Below are 13156 nucleotides of genomic sequence, written 5' to 3' on the forward strand. Positions count from 1 at the left end.
ATTATTTTTCGAAATTAAATACCAGGGAAAAACGAAGAGTTTGCGCCAGCGGGCTTCTCTGCTGGTTAGCCAGCAGGTATGCAAAATCGAGATTAAAGACATTATATTTCAGCCCTGCACCGGCAGTAAAATACCTCCTGTCGCCTTTTGAAGGTGTTTCATAAAAATACCCCGAGCGAAGTGCGAACTGCTTATTATACCAATACTCCATGCCAAGCGAGTAACTGATCTCACTGATTTCCTCAGAAAAACCACGTGGCGCATCGGTAAAAGACCCGAATATCCCTGCCGGCACAGAACGATCCGGATCCTTACCACTGATAATGTTTCCGTCCGCATCCCTGACCGGGCTGGTAGGTACAAGCAGCTTATTCAAGTCGAGCGCTACAGTGAACTGATTCAAATCATCTATATTAATAGTTGAAGCTCCTCCCAGTTTCATATTTGTTGGAAGAAAAGACCTCGAGCTTCCGTTGGAGTAATTCATCTTTGTACCAATATTGGAAATATTAAGGCCGAAAGCAAGCTCGGTATCTTTACCAAACATTAAGGTGCCTTTCTTACCGTAAGCTGAAACATCAGCCGCCAATGCGGTTGCGGGCTGTATGTCTTGCCCGTTAAACTGGCCGTTGCTTAAACTGGACCGGATGTACCTGACAGAAGTCCCCAGGGAGAAAGTCTCGCCGAATTTCCTGGAAAACGTTCCGTCAATGGAAAACTCATTGGGGCTATAAACGCCGATATCGTTATTCCTGTCGTCTGTAAGCTGAATAGATCCATACGAGAAATATCTTAATGAGCCGCCAATAGTATTCCGGTCATCGAGCCGGTGAAATACGGTAAGGTAGCCAAGGTCGACATCAGGCACAAGATTGCGCAGCCAGGGTGTATAGGAAGCGGAAACACCCGTAGGCTTATCCAAAAAGGCAAGCTTTGCAGGATTCCAGTGGCTTGAATTAGCGTCGGGGGATGTCGCTGCTCCCACATCTCCCATAGCGCCCGATCTGGCATCGGGAGCAATAAGCAGGAAAGGGGCTGCAGTTTGTATCGTATTTGTACGTTTTCCGTCGCTTTGCGTCTGCGCTGCAGCCGGATCAGGAAACCCCGCGACGATAAAAACAACACAACAGGAAAAGGAGAGTCTATTAATCATTAATCTAGTAAAGCTACACCCCAAATTGAAAATTAACGTGCCTTAAATATACGCTTTTGTAGTCACAATCAAGCTCAAGCATACATACAACGCTTGTTTACGATAAAAAATATCAACACCCGTGATTTTATAGGCTGTGCTAAAAATATCAACTGACTTTAAGCAACTGGGTACTAATATTTTATAAAAATCAATATTTATATTTACTATTAATACGTATATTCTTCCTGACAGGTAACACGACATTGACTGGTTACATTAATCGTTTGAGACATGGCTTTTCAAAAATAAGTATTGTAACCTTAACAGTAGTTTTTCGTTTAAACGTTTAGCCGGTATATGCGGCGACAATAATTACTCACAAATATCCGTTGGGGGATATTATCGATATTTCGTATTTTTATAAAATTAATGCTCTAATTACATTGCTAGTAATGAAAAGAATACCCTTAGTTTTTATCGCGGCCATAAGCATTTTAAGTGTTATGAGCGCGTGCAACAAAAAAACAGGCGGGGCGTCCTCCAAAACCGGGATGGCCTATAACGACAAATACAACGGCGGATTTCAGGTAAATAATAAAGTTAAGGCCGGCCCGGGCCCAGGTTTGATCGCTATTGAAGGTGGTACATTTGTGATGGGAGGAAGCCTTAATCAGGACCTTGCGTATGAATTTGATAACGTTAGAAGGAGAGTTACGGTAGCATCATTTTACATGGATGAAACCGAGGTTTCTAATGTTGATTGGTTAGAATATTTATACTGGATCAGGAGGAATTATGCAAATGATGCAGAGTACTATTATAATGCCCTGCCGGATACCCTGGTTTGGAGACAGCCTTTATCTTATAATGAACCTTACGTTAACAATTACCTTCGTCACCCGGCATTTCAGGATTACCCGGTGGTAGGTGTTACCTGGGAGCAAGCTAATGCGTATTGCGAATGGCGTACAGACCGTGTTAACGAAGATATTTTACGTAAAAGAGGGAATTTGCTGGATTATAAAACTCTAGCGGGAGGTGGTAAAGCGGGAGCAGCTACCTCTGTTTCTACATCTACCGATCCGTTTAATACTGATATCTACCTGAACGGCCAATACCGGGGCGAGGGCATAGATGGAAAAAAGATGGAAAAGGATTTAAATCCTAATGCCGCCAACGGTTCTACTACAGGCGGTAAAGGCGGACCTACACGTCCGGTTCGTCTGGAGGATGGTGTGCTGAAACAACCTTACCGTTTACCGACTGAAGCAGAGTGGGAATATGCAGCCCTTGCTCTGGCTGGTAATACTGAATATGAAAATATTGCAGACGGAAGAATATATCCCTGGAACGGTCTTGGAGTACGTTCTCCAAAAAAGAAAACACAGGGTATGATACTCGCCAACTTTAAACGGGGCGAGGGTGATAACATGGGTACCGGCGGGTACCTGAATGATAAGGCAGACATTACTGCCCCTGTAAGAGCTTACGTACCAAATGATTTCGGATTATATAATATGGCCGGTAATGTGAACGAGTGGGTTGCGGACGTTTATCGTAAACTATCGTTCGAGGATTTTGCGGATTTTAACCCCTTCAGAGGAAATGAATTCGTAAATAAGCGGATGGCTGACAGGGAAAAAGGTATTTACGCGAAAGACAAGTACGGACGCCCAATTAAGGACCCTGCGAAAGCTGGCAAGAAACAGACATGGGCGGAAATGCAAAGCAACCAGGCTGCACAGGATACTTCTGCGATAGCAGGAAAGCCTTATAACCCTGATTTCCGCGGACACCTGGATTCAGTTAATTCAAACCTGTACGGGGTAACTACGCTGGTTAATGATCGTTCAAGAGTTTATAAGGGGGGCTCCTGGAATGACAGGGCTTACTGGCTGAACCCTGCTACCAGAAGGTTTATGCAACAAGATGAGACCAGTGCAGAGATGGGCTTCCGCTCTGCAATGACACTTGTTGGTGCACCGGAGATAATCTCTAAAGGAAAACCGCAGTTCAATCAGCCTAAGTCAAAGGCTCCAAAGAGGACCAAGTAAAAAACATTTAATTACATAAAAAGGGGCGATTTTACCGCCCCTTTTTTATGCCTTGCATTTTGCAAACTAACTATCCCACACCATCATCTTCCCGCGATCCTCGGCCTTCAGGCATTGCTCCAATGTTTTTGCATCGTATTCCAGGCCGAATTGCTTTAAAACGTCATCAGGAACACCATCCCATGCATTTGGTTGGTTACCCTTGTAGCCCATATCTTCAAGGCCGATCTTACTTGTGAAAAAACCGGTTGCGGTAAGACCGCGCATCGTGTCGAAGAAGGCTACGCCTGCTGCATTCTCGGGGAGTGCCTTTTCAGGATACGCAATAAGATCAACCAATTGTATCCGCTGCTCGGCGCTTGCGTCCGCAAATGATTTCTTAAACATTTTGTAGGATTTGATATCTACCCACTTCAAGCCACCTCTCAACGGTATCTGAAGTTTAGGCTGATCTTTAACGATAAACTCTATGAAATCAGGAACTTTAGCATCGCCCGCACTTCCTGAGTGTTCATCTGCAGGAATTATTATGTCTGCCAAAATAGCAATGGCGGCAAATTCCTCTTGAGTGAAGAATTTTTCGGCCATTAGCTTTTGATCAAAAAGTTTTTCCTCGGGTGTCCGCCCATAGAGGCCTGTTTCACCTGAGGCAGCCGCTTGCTGGCCTTCCTTTTTATCACATGAAGACAATAAGGTACCAACACTTACTGTTCCGACGGCTAATGCCTTGAGAGAATCTCTTCTATTCATCTGATTAAATATTTTGCTTTTTTAGTTGATCAACAATGTATTCCGAAGCGCGCATTGACAAGGCCAGGATTGTCCAGGTTGGGTTCTTATCAGCCTGGGAAACAAAAGCACCGCCGTCCACAACGAACAAGTTTTTCACGTCGTGCGCCTGATTGTACTTGTTCAACACCGAAGTATTCTTGTTGTCGCCCATACGCGTAGTACCTACCTCATGGATGATTCTTCCAGGGGCTTCAAGTCCGTACTTCCTGTCGGCACCAGGCTTCTCACCGCTGGCAACACCACCCATAGAATGAATGATCTCCTCGAAAGTATCCTGCATATGCTTAGCCTGCTTGATCTCCTGATCTGTCCAGTTGTAATTAAACCTTAATACCGGGATACCGTATTTGTCTACTGCTCCGGGGTCGATCTCGCAATAGTTGTCAACACGCGGAATACTTTCTCCGCGGCCTGCAAATCCTACGGTAGACCCGTAATAGCGGCGGTAGTCATTTTTTAACGATGCTCCGTATCCACCCGCATCTTTCATTTTACCATCGATACTCGGATACTTACCATTGGTTTTCTCGATGCCGAATCCGAACCCATAGGACGGCATTCCCATACCGCCCCAGAATTCAATGTGGTAGCCTCTCGCGAAATCCAGCTTCTTGTTTTCCAGCCACCACGGAATATAAAGATGAAGACCTCCTACGCCATCCTCATTGTATCTCTTGCGATCCATCAGCTGCGGAATAAAGGCTCCCCTTGAAGAGCCGGTAGAATCGTGCAGATATTTACCAACCATGCCGCTGGAGTTTGCCAACCCGTTAGGATGGGCCGACGATTTCGAATTTAAGAGCAGGCGGGCAGACTCACAGGCGCTTGCGGCAAGGACGATCACTTTTGCATTAACCTGGTATTCCTGCATATCGGTCTTATCGACATAAGAAATACCTGTTGCTTTTCCCTCTTTATCAGTGAGCACCTCGCGCGCCATTGCATTTACGTACACATCGGCGTTCCCGGTTTTCCTGGCAGGCTTTACCAGGCATGTCGATGAGGAAAAGTCGGCGTGAACCGAGCATCCGCGATTACATTGATTACAGAAGAAGCAAGAACCCCTGTCGTTATTCACAGGCCTGGTAAGAATTGATAGCCGGGATGGGATAACAGGTATCCCGATCTTTCCGGCTGCCTTTTTTATCATCAATTCGTGGAGCCTTGGTTTGGGGGGAGGCAGAAAATAACCGTCTGGCTCGTTGTAAATCCCTTCCTTGGTTCCAAATACACCGATCATTTTATCTACCCGGTCATAATATGGCTTTACATCGTCATAGCCGATCGGCCAGTTATCGCTCAGCCCGTCAAAATCATGTCTTTTAAAATCCTTGGGACCAAAACGTAAAGAAATCCGGCCCCAGTGATTGGTACGGCCGCCAAGCATCCTTGAACGGAACCAATCGAATTCGGTACCCTTTGTTTTCGTATAAGGCTCCCCATCTATCTCCCAGCCGCCGTATGCGGCATCAAAATCCCCAAAAGCCCTGTTTGTATTAGCCCCGCGGCGCGGTGATTCATACGGCCATTTCAGCTGTGTCTGCTGTTCTTTGTTGGCGGGATCGTAATCTGGTCCTGCTTCCAGCAGGGCCACTTTCAGACCGGCCTCGGTAAGTATCTTAACTGCCATTCCGCCACCGGCACCCGAACCGACTATACAAACATCGTAGAGCTCGCCCTTGGTTTTAATTTCTATCGCCATCTAAATATGTTTATGAAAAACTTATGTAATGTTTGCTGAACCCTTATGATCTGTCCAAATCCGCAGGCAAACAACAGATGAAAATAAACAATATTTAGAATTGCAAAGAATATTATTCCGGGGAAGAACAGTTAAAATGAAATTAAGCAGGCGAAACGCGTTTTTAATTAAAAATGATCATCACCTGATTTTTTTCCACCTTATCGGATGGGAGTACTTTAATTGATCTTATGCTGACATCTGCAGGAGATTTAATGATATTCTCCATCTTCATCGCTTCAAGTACTAACAGGTTCTCGCCTTTTTTTACCTCCTGGCCTTCCTCGACTAATATCTTCAGAACCATCCCTGGCATGGGGGCTTTCAGTTCGGCTATTTTGGCCGAATTCATGGTGTCCATTCCTAACTTGTGAAGCAATTCATCGAATTGGTCAGTAAGAGAGATTTTGTATATGTTGGAATTAACACGTACGGAGCATGTTTTCTCTTCCCTGTTTATCTCCACGAGTTCTGCATTAAAAGAACGGTTATGATAAAGAACATGAAGGGACGTTTTACTAAGATGGAGAAGATCGAGGTCAACAGGATTGCCGTTCACAAAAGTTTTACCGCCTTCAGACAGCAATTCAAAATTAAACTGATCATTTACCTTTACTTTAAACATACTATTGCGTTAATGCATACTGAACGAGGTTTGCTCCCATTCTAAGAGCTTTTTGCCGCGTCTCCTCGGAGTCGCTCGAATAAGTGCCGGCAACTTCCCAGCCGTTACCAAGATCACACTCAAAAGTATAATAGCAAACGATCCTCCCCTTATAGATCAATGCAAAACCCTGGGGCCGCTTTCCATCATGCTCATGGATCTTCGGCAAACCGCCGGGAAATTTATATTTCTGATTGTACAGAATATGATTGGAGGGCAATTCAACAAAGTCGAGATCCGGGAAAACCTTCTTCATTTGAGGACGGATGAACTTATCAAGCCCGTAGTTGTCGTCAATGTGTAAAAACCCGCCTGCTATCATGTACTTTCTGAGGTTTTCTGCTTCCTGATCTGTGAATACGATATTACCGTGACCGGTAAGATAAACGAAAGGATAGTTGAAGATCTCGGCGCTTCCGGCCTCTACTATGGCCTCTTCCCGGTCAAAATTAGTCCCGAGGTTTTTATTACAGAAACTGATCAGGTTGGGCAAGGCCGTCCGGTTAGCATACCAGTCTCCCCCACCATTATATTTTAACTTGGCAAGCTTGTAACTGGGAGCTTTGAATGACAAAACCATTCCGGTTAACAGAACAAAAAGAGTTACAAGACTGATGCTTAATAGTCTTTTCATCGGTTGAGAAAGTTTATTTCAAAGCATGCTTCCAGAGCAGCGGTTTCGGTCCTTAACCTGGAGTTACCGAGTGTCAGGGGTAAAAAGTCTGCATCAAGGGCCTCACGCACCTCCGCAGGTGTAAAATCTCCTTCCGGGCCTATAACTACAAGATATTCAGAATTCAATTCTATATTTCCCTTTAACGTGAATTTTTCACTTTCTATACAATGGGCGATATATTTGTGTTTGCCTGAAGCAGAACAAAGAAAGTCCCTGAGCCGTATCGCTTCATTCAGCTTCGGGTGGTACGCTTTGATCGACTGCTTTACTGCAGATGTGATGACCTTGTTTAAGCGCTCTGTTTTCAATTCCCTACGCTCCGATCGCTCGCAGATAAGCGGGGTTATTTCATCAATGCCGATCTCTGTCGCCTTCTCCAAAAACCATTCGAACCGCTCTATATTTTTGGTCGGCGCGACTGCGATGTGCAGATAATGATTACGCTTCCCATAGCCGCGCTCAACCTTTGTAACTTTTAAGACCGCTCTCTTGGGATGCGGGTCTTCTAAAATTGCTTCGTAAAAGCCTCCGGTTCCATCAACAAGTTGTATTGAGCTTCCTTTTTGAAGCCTTAATACCTTTACACAGTGTTTACTCTCTTCTTCGCTGAGGATATAAATATCTGAATCTATATCCGGGGTGTAGAAAATATGCATAATGTTGCCCGTTTAACGGATGTCAACAGCATCGTCGTCATTGATCACGAGTTCAAGTTTAACTGACTCGACGTTCTGGTCAGCTTTCTTTAGAATTGTTATGTTATAGCCATTGAATTCGCGCGCTTCTCCAACTTCAGGGATCCTGCCAAATATCTCGCTCACCAGTCCGGCGACAGTATCGTAATCGCCGTCTTCCGGAAGGTCGTGAGGAAGATATTCATTTACGTCATATATCGATGCAGTGGCATCGATTACAAATTCTGACGAAGAGACCTTATCTACGATAGGCTTTTCCTCGTCGTACTCGTCCTGGATCTCGCCGACAAGTTCTTCCATAATATCTTCCAGGGTAACCATTCCGGCCGTGCCCCCGAATTCATCGAGCACGATAGCGATCTGGATCCTCTTTAACTGGAGTTCACTTAAAAGATCATTGATCTTTTTGGTTTCAGGGATAAAGTATGGCTTCCGGATAATATCCTTCAGAACACACTCTTTATTGTCGGCCAGCAGAGGCAACATATCTTTAGCATGAACAATCCCCACAATTTTATCTATGGTGTCATCGTACACAGGTATGCGGGAATAGCCTTCGCTGATGATCAGGTCCAACAATTCGCGATGTGGCGTATTTAATTCAATGCCGGATATCTTGGTCCGGGGGACCATGATGTTCTTTACAACCCGCTCGTTAAAATCGAATACATTCTTGATAAGCTCGTGCTCGTTAGTCTCAAGCGCACCGCTTTCTTTCCCCTGATCCAAAAGATACTGTAATTCCTCTGAACTGTGATGAGCTTCATGCCCGCTGATAGTAGTAATTCCGAGCAACTTCAGGATAAAGTTTGCAAATCCGTTAAGTAACCAGATGAAAGGACGGAACAGGAGGTAAAAGAAATGCAGCGGTAATGCAATACCCATGGTGGTACCAATAGGACGCTGAATAGCTAGCGACTTGGGGGCCAACTCTCCAAAAACAATATGCAAAATAGTAATTATGGCAAACGCAAGTACATGGCCGATATTGGTGGCCACGGCGGTACTCATGTCGACATTAAATAAATTGAAAAATTTAGTCACAACCTCGGTCATCACTTCCTCACCGACCCAACCCAATCCGAGAGAGGCTAAAGTAATCCCGAGCTGTGTGGCAGCCAGATATCCGTCCAGATGCTGGGTCATGTGCTTGGCAATCTTGGCTACACGATTGCCTGTTTTTGCCTTGATCTCAATCTGTGAAGCCCGAACTTTTACGAGCGCAAACTCGGCGGCTACAAAAAAGCCATTCAGGAAAACCAGGAAGAAGGTAAAAAATAAAGCGAGACCCATAGGATATTACTTGTTTAAAAACGTAGTCTTATATAATTCCAAACTCTCTTTGATCACTTTATAGGCATAGTTTTTACCGAGCAGATGCTCAATAGTAACATTTTTCATTTCGAGCGCCTTATAGTCCTGAAAAAACCTGACAATCTCATTCATTGTGTGCGGAGGCAACTCCTTAAGGTCTTCTATATAATTAACAGACATATCGTTTTTAGCCACCGCAATAATCTTATCATCCTGCTCCCCGTTGTCGACCATATGCATCACACCGACCACCTTTGCTTCAACAATTGAAAGAGGATATACATCTACAGAACACAGCACTAAAATATCCAAAGGATCTTTATCATCGCAATAGGTTTGAGGGATGAAGCCGTAGTTTGCAGGATACATTACTGATGAAAACAGGACACGGTCAAGCTTGATGAGCCCGGAATCTTTATCAATTTCATATTTGGCTTTTGAGCCCTTCGGAATTTCAATAATTGAGTTTACGATCGAAGGGGTATCTTCGCCGGGCGAAACCGTATGCCAGGGATTGTCATTAATCATATTTATTCAGGTTTTTTAATTCCTCTTCTTCATCTATTTGCTTTGCCATTTTCCTCTTCAGGTAAGTCACGATGAGAGGAATGGTTGTTATCAGGATAAAACCGACGATAATGTATAACAGGTAGTCGTTTATTTCCTTCTCAAATTTTCTGCCAAGGAAGAAACCGAGTAAAGTTAATGATGTTATCCAAAGGAAAGCACCGCTGATATTATAAAAAGCAAACTTCCTGTAATCGAGACGGACGATACCAGCAATTATTGGCGCGAAGGTTCTCACAATAGGTATGAACCGGCCCATGATAAGGGCAAATGCACCCTGCTTTTTATAATAGTCCTCCGCTGCCCTCAGGAAGCGCTTCTTGAAGAATATAGAATCGTCCCGGTGATACAGGACGGGGCCGGTCTTCTTCCCGAACCAATAACCTACGAAGTTCCCCGCAACAGCTGCTGTGATAAGTCCGCATATCAGTACGTAAATTGAAACATCGAGTCTGTGTGTAGCCACAAACATGCCTGCCAGGAATAGCAGATAATCGCCGGGGAGAAAAAACCCAAAGAACAAACCTGTCTCTGCAAAAACCACAAATAAAAGAAGATAAAAACCTCCTTCACGAAGCAATTTTACAGGATCAACAAGATGTTGCAGGGAGTCCCAAATATCGTGCATAAATTAAATATGCGTAAAGCTACAATATTTATGTAATAGTTTGCCTTAGAAAAGGTTTGAGATGAGCCCCGGATACACTCCTATAACTATTGTTATCAGAGCTGAAAAACCCAAAACAAAGTTAAAGTAAGAAGAAGACTGGATCTCATTTCTTTCGGCACTGCGGAAATACATCGCCACGATAACCCGCAGATAAAAGAAAATCCCGATAACAGAATTAACTATTGCAAGACCTACCAACCAAACCTGATATTCAGCCAGAGCCGAGGAGAACATCATGAATTTACCTATAAATCCTGCGGTAAGAGGTATACCTGCGAGGGATAACATGGATACAGTGAGCGTAAAAGCAATAAATGGATTTTTTCTTGCCAGTCCATTGAAGCTATCAAAATTGTCTGATCCTGTTTGTCGTTTAACGAGGATAAGGACGGTAAAGGCTATAATTGACGCTATTGAATATGCAGTTGCATAAACAAACACAGCATTGGTCGAAGCAACTCCTAAAGCTACTATGGCAAAGAGCATATAGCCGACATGGGAGATACTTGAAAAAGCCAGCATCCTTTTAAAACTATGCTGATAAAGTGCTGTAACATTTCCGATAAACAGCGTCAGAACCGAAATTATAAGAATTGCCGGTGTCCAGAAATCGTGTAAAGGGGCAAAACAGATATAGAACAATCGTAATAATGCTGCAAATCCTGCGGTTTTAACGACCGTACTCATGAAGGCAGTTATCAGCGTAGGCGAACCTTCATAAACGTCAGGTGTCCAGAAATGAAAAGGAGCGGCACCCACCTTAAAGCAGAGCCCAATGATCATCAGCACTATACCTGTATAGAACATAGGTGAGATACCCTCGTGATTAGCGACGACGTAATCCCTGATACCTGCAAGATCAAACGTACCGGATGCTCCATATAAAAGGGCTATGCCAAACAGCAGGAACCCGGTGGAAAATGCTCCCATCAGAAAGTATTTTAAAGCCGCTTCGTTGGATTTAAAATCGTCCTTCCTGATACCCGCAAGTATGTACAAGCTGACGGACATGATCTCTATGCCGATAAAAAGCATCGAAAGATTATGATAAGAAACCATCACAAGTATTCCGGCCAGCGAAAACAGGATAAGTGTGTAGTATTCTGCAACGTGATCGCTGATACTTTCGAAATAATCCTTAGAAATCAAAAGAATAAGCATCGTGGAGAATATACAGATAGATGTGAAGGCGATGGCAAAATTATCGAACAGCATCATTCCGCTGTATATGGGCTGCGCCCCGCTGTTCCACTCAAATACTGCCAGCGCAAGCGAGCCTGCCAGCCCGAGTAAAGTAACGGGTAACAAAGCATTTTTTGCCTTATACAATCCGAGATAAAGAACCAGGATAGCTAATATGGATAGGGTAATTAATGCACTCATTCTTACTGTACTAAAATCTTTTGATTTACCTGCTCTATCAGATTACTTACTGCCGCTTCTGATATATGAAGGACCGGTTGCGGAAAAACTCCGATTACAATGATCAAAACTGAAATAATGAACAAAACTGACTTCTCAGTTCTGTCGAGATCTGTAAAAGTAGCTGTCAGGTGGTTTGTTTTCCCAAGCATAGCCTTCTGATACATCCGGAGCATATATACTGCGCCCAGTATGATCGTCAGTCCTGCGAGAGCCGAATAATAAATGTTGTAATTATAAACCCCCATCAACAGAAGGAATTCGCCTACGAATCCGTTTGTTAAAGGAAGGCCGACAGTTCCAAGAACTATTATTAAGAACGCCGCTGCAAGTGCAGGAGCTGGCTTAGCAATACCGCCCAAAAGGGTCAGATCACGGGTATTCATCCTGCGAATAATAATATCAGCAATAAAGAACAGGCCGACGACATTAATACCATGGTTAAGCATCTGGATCATCGCGCCTTGTAGACCCTGCACATTCCACGCAAAAATTCCCGCAGATAAAAGTCCAACGTGTGCGATTGATGAATAGGCTATAAGCCGCTTTATATCATTTTGCGTGAAGGCGATAACAGAAGCATAAACAATTCCAATAATGGATAGTATCAGTGCGGTCTGCCCCCAATCGTGAAAGCCAAGCGGAGCAACAGGAATAAGCCATCTGATCACACCGTACACGCCCATCTTGAGCATGATCCCGGATAAAAGCATGGTACCCGCGGTAGGAGCTTCGGTATAGGTATCCGGCTGCCATGTATGAAACGGAAAAACAGGCATCTTAATGGCAAATGCCAGAAAGAATGCCCAGAATATCCAACCCTGGGTTACCGGGTCGAGATCCAGTTTATAGAACTCTGCAATGTCGTAGCTGTTATTGGGTGTTTGAATATGCAGGTAAATAATCGCCAGAAGCATAACCAAACTACCTGCTATCGTATAGACGAAGAATTTAAGGTTAACCTTTATTCTATTTTCGCCTCCCCATAATGCACAGATGAAGTAGATCGGTATAAGCGCAACTTCCCATCCCACATAAAACAGAAAACCGTCCAAAGCCGTAAAGACCAATAGCAAGCCGGTTTGCATGAAAAAGACCAGGGCATAAAATGCCTGCTCATTTTTGATATCCTGCTTGAAACTTGAAAGAACTATTATCGGCACAAGAACATTCGTCAGGATAAGCAGGATCATACTTATACCGTCGACCCCCGCATAGAAGTTTATACCAAATTGAGGGATCCATGGTAAATTGACCAGGAACTGCGTTGATGCATCGGGTACGAAATTAGCATACAAATACCCGGTGATCGCCAACGGTATCAAAGAAAGTATACCCGCTGACCCCTTTACCGATTTTCCGGAAATCAGTATAACGATTGCAGCAATAAGCGGAATAAAAATTTGTAACAGTAAAATATCCATTT

12 protein-coding genes are annotated in these 13156 nt (G+C 44.0%); 1 reads left to right on the forward strand and 11 read right to left on the reverse strand.

Features of this window, described 5'->3' with window-relative positions; translation table 11 throughout:
* Position 1 precedes the first annotated feature (1 nt).
* Complete coding sequence (gene porV / locus P2W76_RS01900; protein WP_276345774.1) at positions 2 to 1153, reverse strand: type IX secretion system outer membrane channel protein PorV; 1152 nt, start codon at positions 1151 to 1153, stop codon at positions 2 to 4.
* A gap of 434 nt (positions 1154 to 1587) precedes the next feature.
* On the opposite strand from porV, the gene P2W76_RS01905 reads away from it, so the two are divergent.
* Positions 1588 to 3189, forward strand: coding sequence for an SUMF1/EgtB/PvdO family nonheme iron enzyme (locus tag P2W76_RS01905; protein ID WP_276345775.1), 1602 nt, complete (start codon positions 1588 to 1590; stop codon positions 3187 to 3189).
* Between the two features lie 66 nt (positions 3190 to 3255).
* Here the strand turns inward: P2W76_RS01905 and P2W76_RS01910 are convergent, their stop codons facing one another.
* The 10 genes from P2W76_RS01910 to P2W76_RS01955 all read right to left on the reverse strand — a co-directional run bounded on the left by P2W76_RS01910 (position 3256) and on the right by P2W76_RS01955 (position 13154).
* The gene (locus P2W76_RS01910; protein ID WP_276345776.1) at positions 3256 to 3939 is read right to left on the reverse strand and encodes a gluconate 2-dehydrogenase subunit 3 family protein; all 684 of its coding nucleotides are present in this window, start codon (positions 3937 to 3939) and stop codon (positions 3256 to 3258) included.
* 4 nt (positions 3940 to 3943) lie between these two features.
* Entirely contained in the window at positions 3944 to 5683 is a 1740-nt protein-coding gene (locus P2W76_RS01915; protein ID WP_276345777.1) for a GMC family oxidoreductase, read from the reverse strand.
* Between the two features lie 163 nt (positions 5684 to 5846).
* Positions 5847 to 6347, reverse strand: coding sequence for an acetyl-CoA carboxylase biotin carboxyl carrier protein subunit (locus P2W76_RS01920; protein ID WP_276345778.1), 501 nt, complete (start codon positions 6345 to 6347; stop codon positions 5847 to 5849).
* A 1-nt stretch (position 6348) separates the two neighbouring features.
* Entirely contained in the window at positions 6349 to 7020 is a 672-nt protein-coding gene (locus P2W76_RS01925) for a DUF4159 domain-containing protein (RefSeq protein ID WP_276345779.1), read from the reverse strand.
* The gene (locus P2W76_RS01930) at positions 7017 to 7718 is read right to left on the reverse strand and encodes a 16S rRNA (uracil(1498)-N(3))-methyltransferase (protein ID WP_276345780.1); all 702 of its coding nucleotides are present in this window, start codon (positions 7716 to 7718) and stop codon (positions 7017 to 7019) included. Before P2W76_RS01930 ends, P2W76_RS01925 begins: the two co-directional genes overlap by 4 nt.
* 12 nt (positions 7719 to 7730) lie before the next feature.
* Positions 7731 to 9050 (reverse strand): hemolysin family protein, encoded by a 1320-nt coding sequence (locus tag P2W76_RS01935; protein ID WP_276345781.1) that lies wholly within the window; start codon positions 9048 to 9050, stop codon positions 7731 to 7733.
* Between the two features lie 6 nt (positions 9051 to 9056).
* Entirely contained in the window at positions 9057 to 9599 is a 543-nt protein-coding gene (locus P2W76_RS01940) for an inorganic diphosphatase (protein ID WP_276345782.1), read from the reverse strand.
* Entirely contained in the window at positions 9592 to 10266 is a 675-nt protein-coding gene (locus P2W76_RS01945; RefSeq protein ID WP_276345783.1) for a DedA family protein, read from the reverse strand. Before P2W76_RS01945 ends, P2W76_RS01940 begins: the two co-directional genes overlap by 8 nt.
* 45 nt (positions 10267 to 10311) lie before the next feature.
* Positions 10312 to 11691 carry an NADH-quinone oxidoreductase subunit N gene (locus P2W76_RS01950; protein WP_276345784.1) on the reverse strand — a complete coding sequence of 460 codons (1380 nt, stop codon included), beginning with the start codon at positions 11689 to 11691 and terminating at the stop codon, positions 10312 to 10314.
* 2 nt (positions 11692 to 11693) lie between these two features.
* A complete protein-coding gene (locus P2W76_RS01955) occupies positions 11694 to 13154 on the reverse strand; it encodes an NADH-quinone oxidoreductase subunit M (protein ID WP_276345785.1) in 1461 nt (486 codons plus the stop codon).
* Positions 13155 to 13156 lie beyond the last annotated feature (2 nt).

The sequence above is a fragment of the Daejeonella sp. JGW-45 genome (assembly GCF_029360805.1).
Lineage (GTDB): Bacteria > Bacteroidota > Bacteroidia > Sphingobacteriales > Sphingobacteriaceae > Daejeonella.

Coding starts and splice junctions, on each gene's coding strand:
- P2W76_RS01920 (WP_276345778.1), bottom strand. CDS start 6,347: ATGTTTAAAGTAAAGGTAAATGATCAGTTTAATTTTGAATTGCTGTCT.
- P2W76_RS01910 (WP_276345776.1), bottom strand. CDS start 3,939: ATGAATAGAAGAGATTCTCTCAAGGCATTAGCCGTCGGAACAGTAAGT.
- P2W76_RS01940 (WP_276345782.1), bottom strand. CDS start 9,599: ATGATTAATGACAATCCCTGGCATACGGTTTCGCCCGGCGAAGATACC.
- P2W76_RS01950 (WP_276345784.1), bottom strand. CDS start 11,691: ATGAGTGCATTAATTACCCTATCCATATTAGCTATCCTGGTTCTTTAT.
- P2W76_RS01905 (WP_276345775.1), top strand. CDS start 1,588: ATGAAAAGAATACCCTTAGTTTTTATCGCGGCCATAAGCATTTTAAGT.
- P2W76_RS01945 (WP_276345783.1), bottom strand. CDS start 10,266: ATGCACGATATTTGGGACTCCCTGCAACATCTTGTTGATCCTGTAAAA.
- P2W76_RS01925 (WP_276345779.1), bottom strand. CDS start 7,020: ATGAAAAGACTATTAAGCATCAGTCTTGTAACTCTTTTTGTTCTGTTA.
- P2W76_RS01915 (WP_276345777.1), bottom strand. CDS start 5,683: ATGGCGATAGAAATTAAAACCAAGGGCGAGCTCTACGATGTTTGTATA.
- porV (WP_276345774.1), bottom strand. CDS start 1,153: ATGATTAATAGACTCTCCTTTTCCTGTTGTGTTGTTTTTATCGTCGCG.
- P2W76_RS01955 (WP_276345785.1), bottom strand. CDS start 13,154: ATGGATATTTTACTGTTACAAATTTTTATTCCGCTTATTGCTGCAATC.
- P2W76_RS01930 (WP_276345780.1), bottom strand. CDS start 7,718: ATGCATATTTTCTACACCCCGGATATAGATTCAGATATTTATATCCTC.
- P2W76_RS01935 (WP_276345781.1), bottom strand. CDS start 9,050: ATGGGTCTCGCTTTATTTTTTACCTTCTTCCTGGTTTTCCTGAATGGC.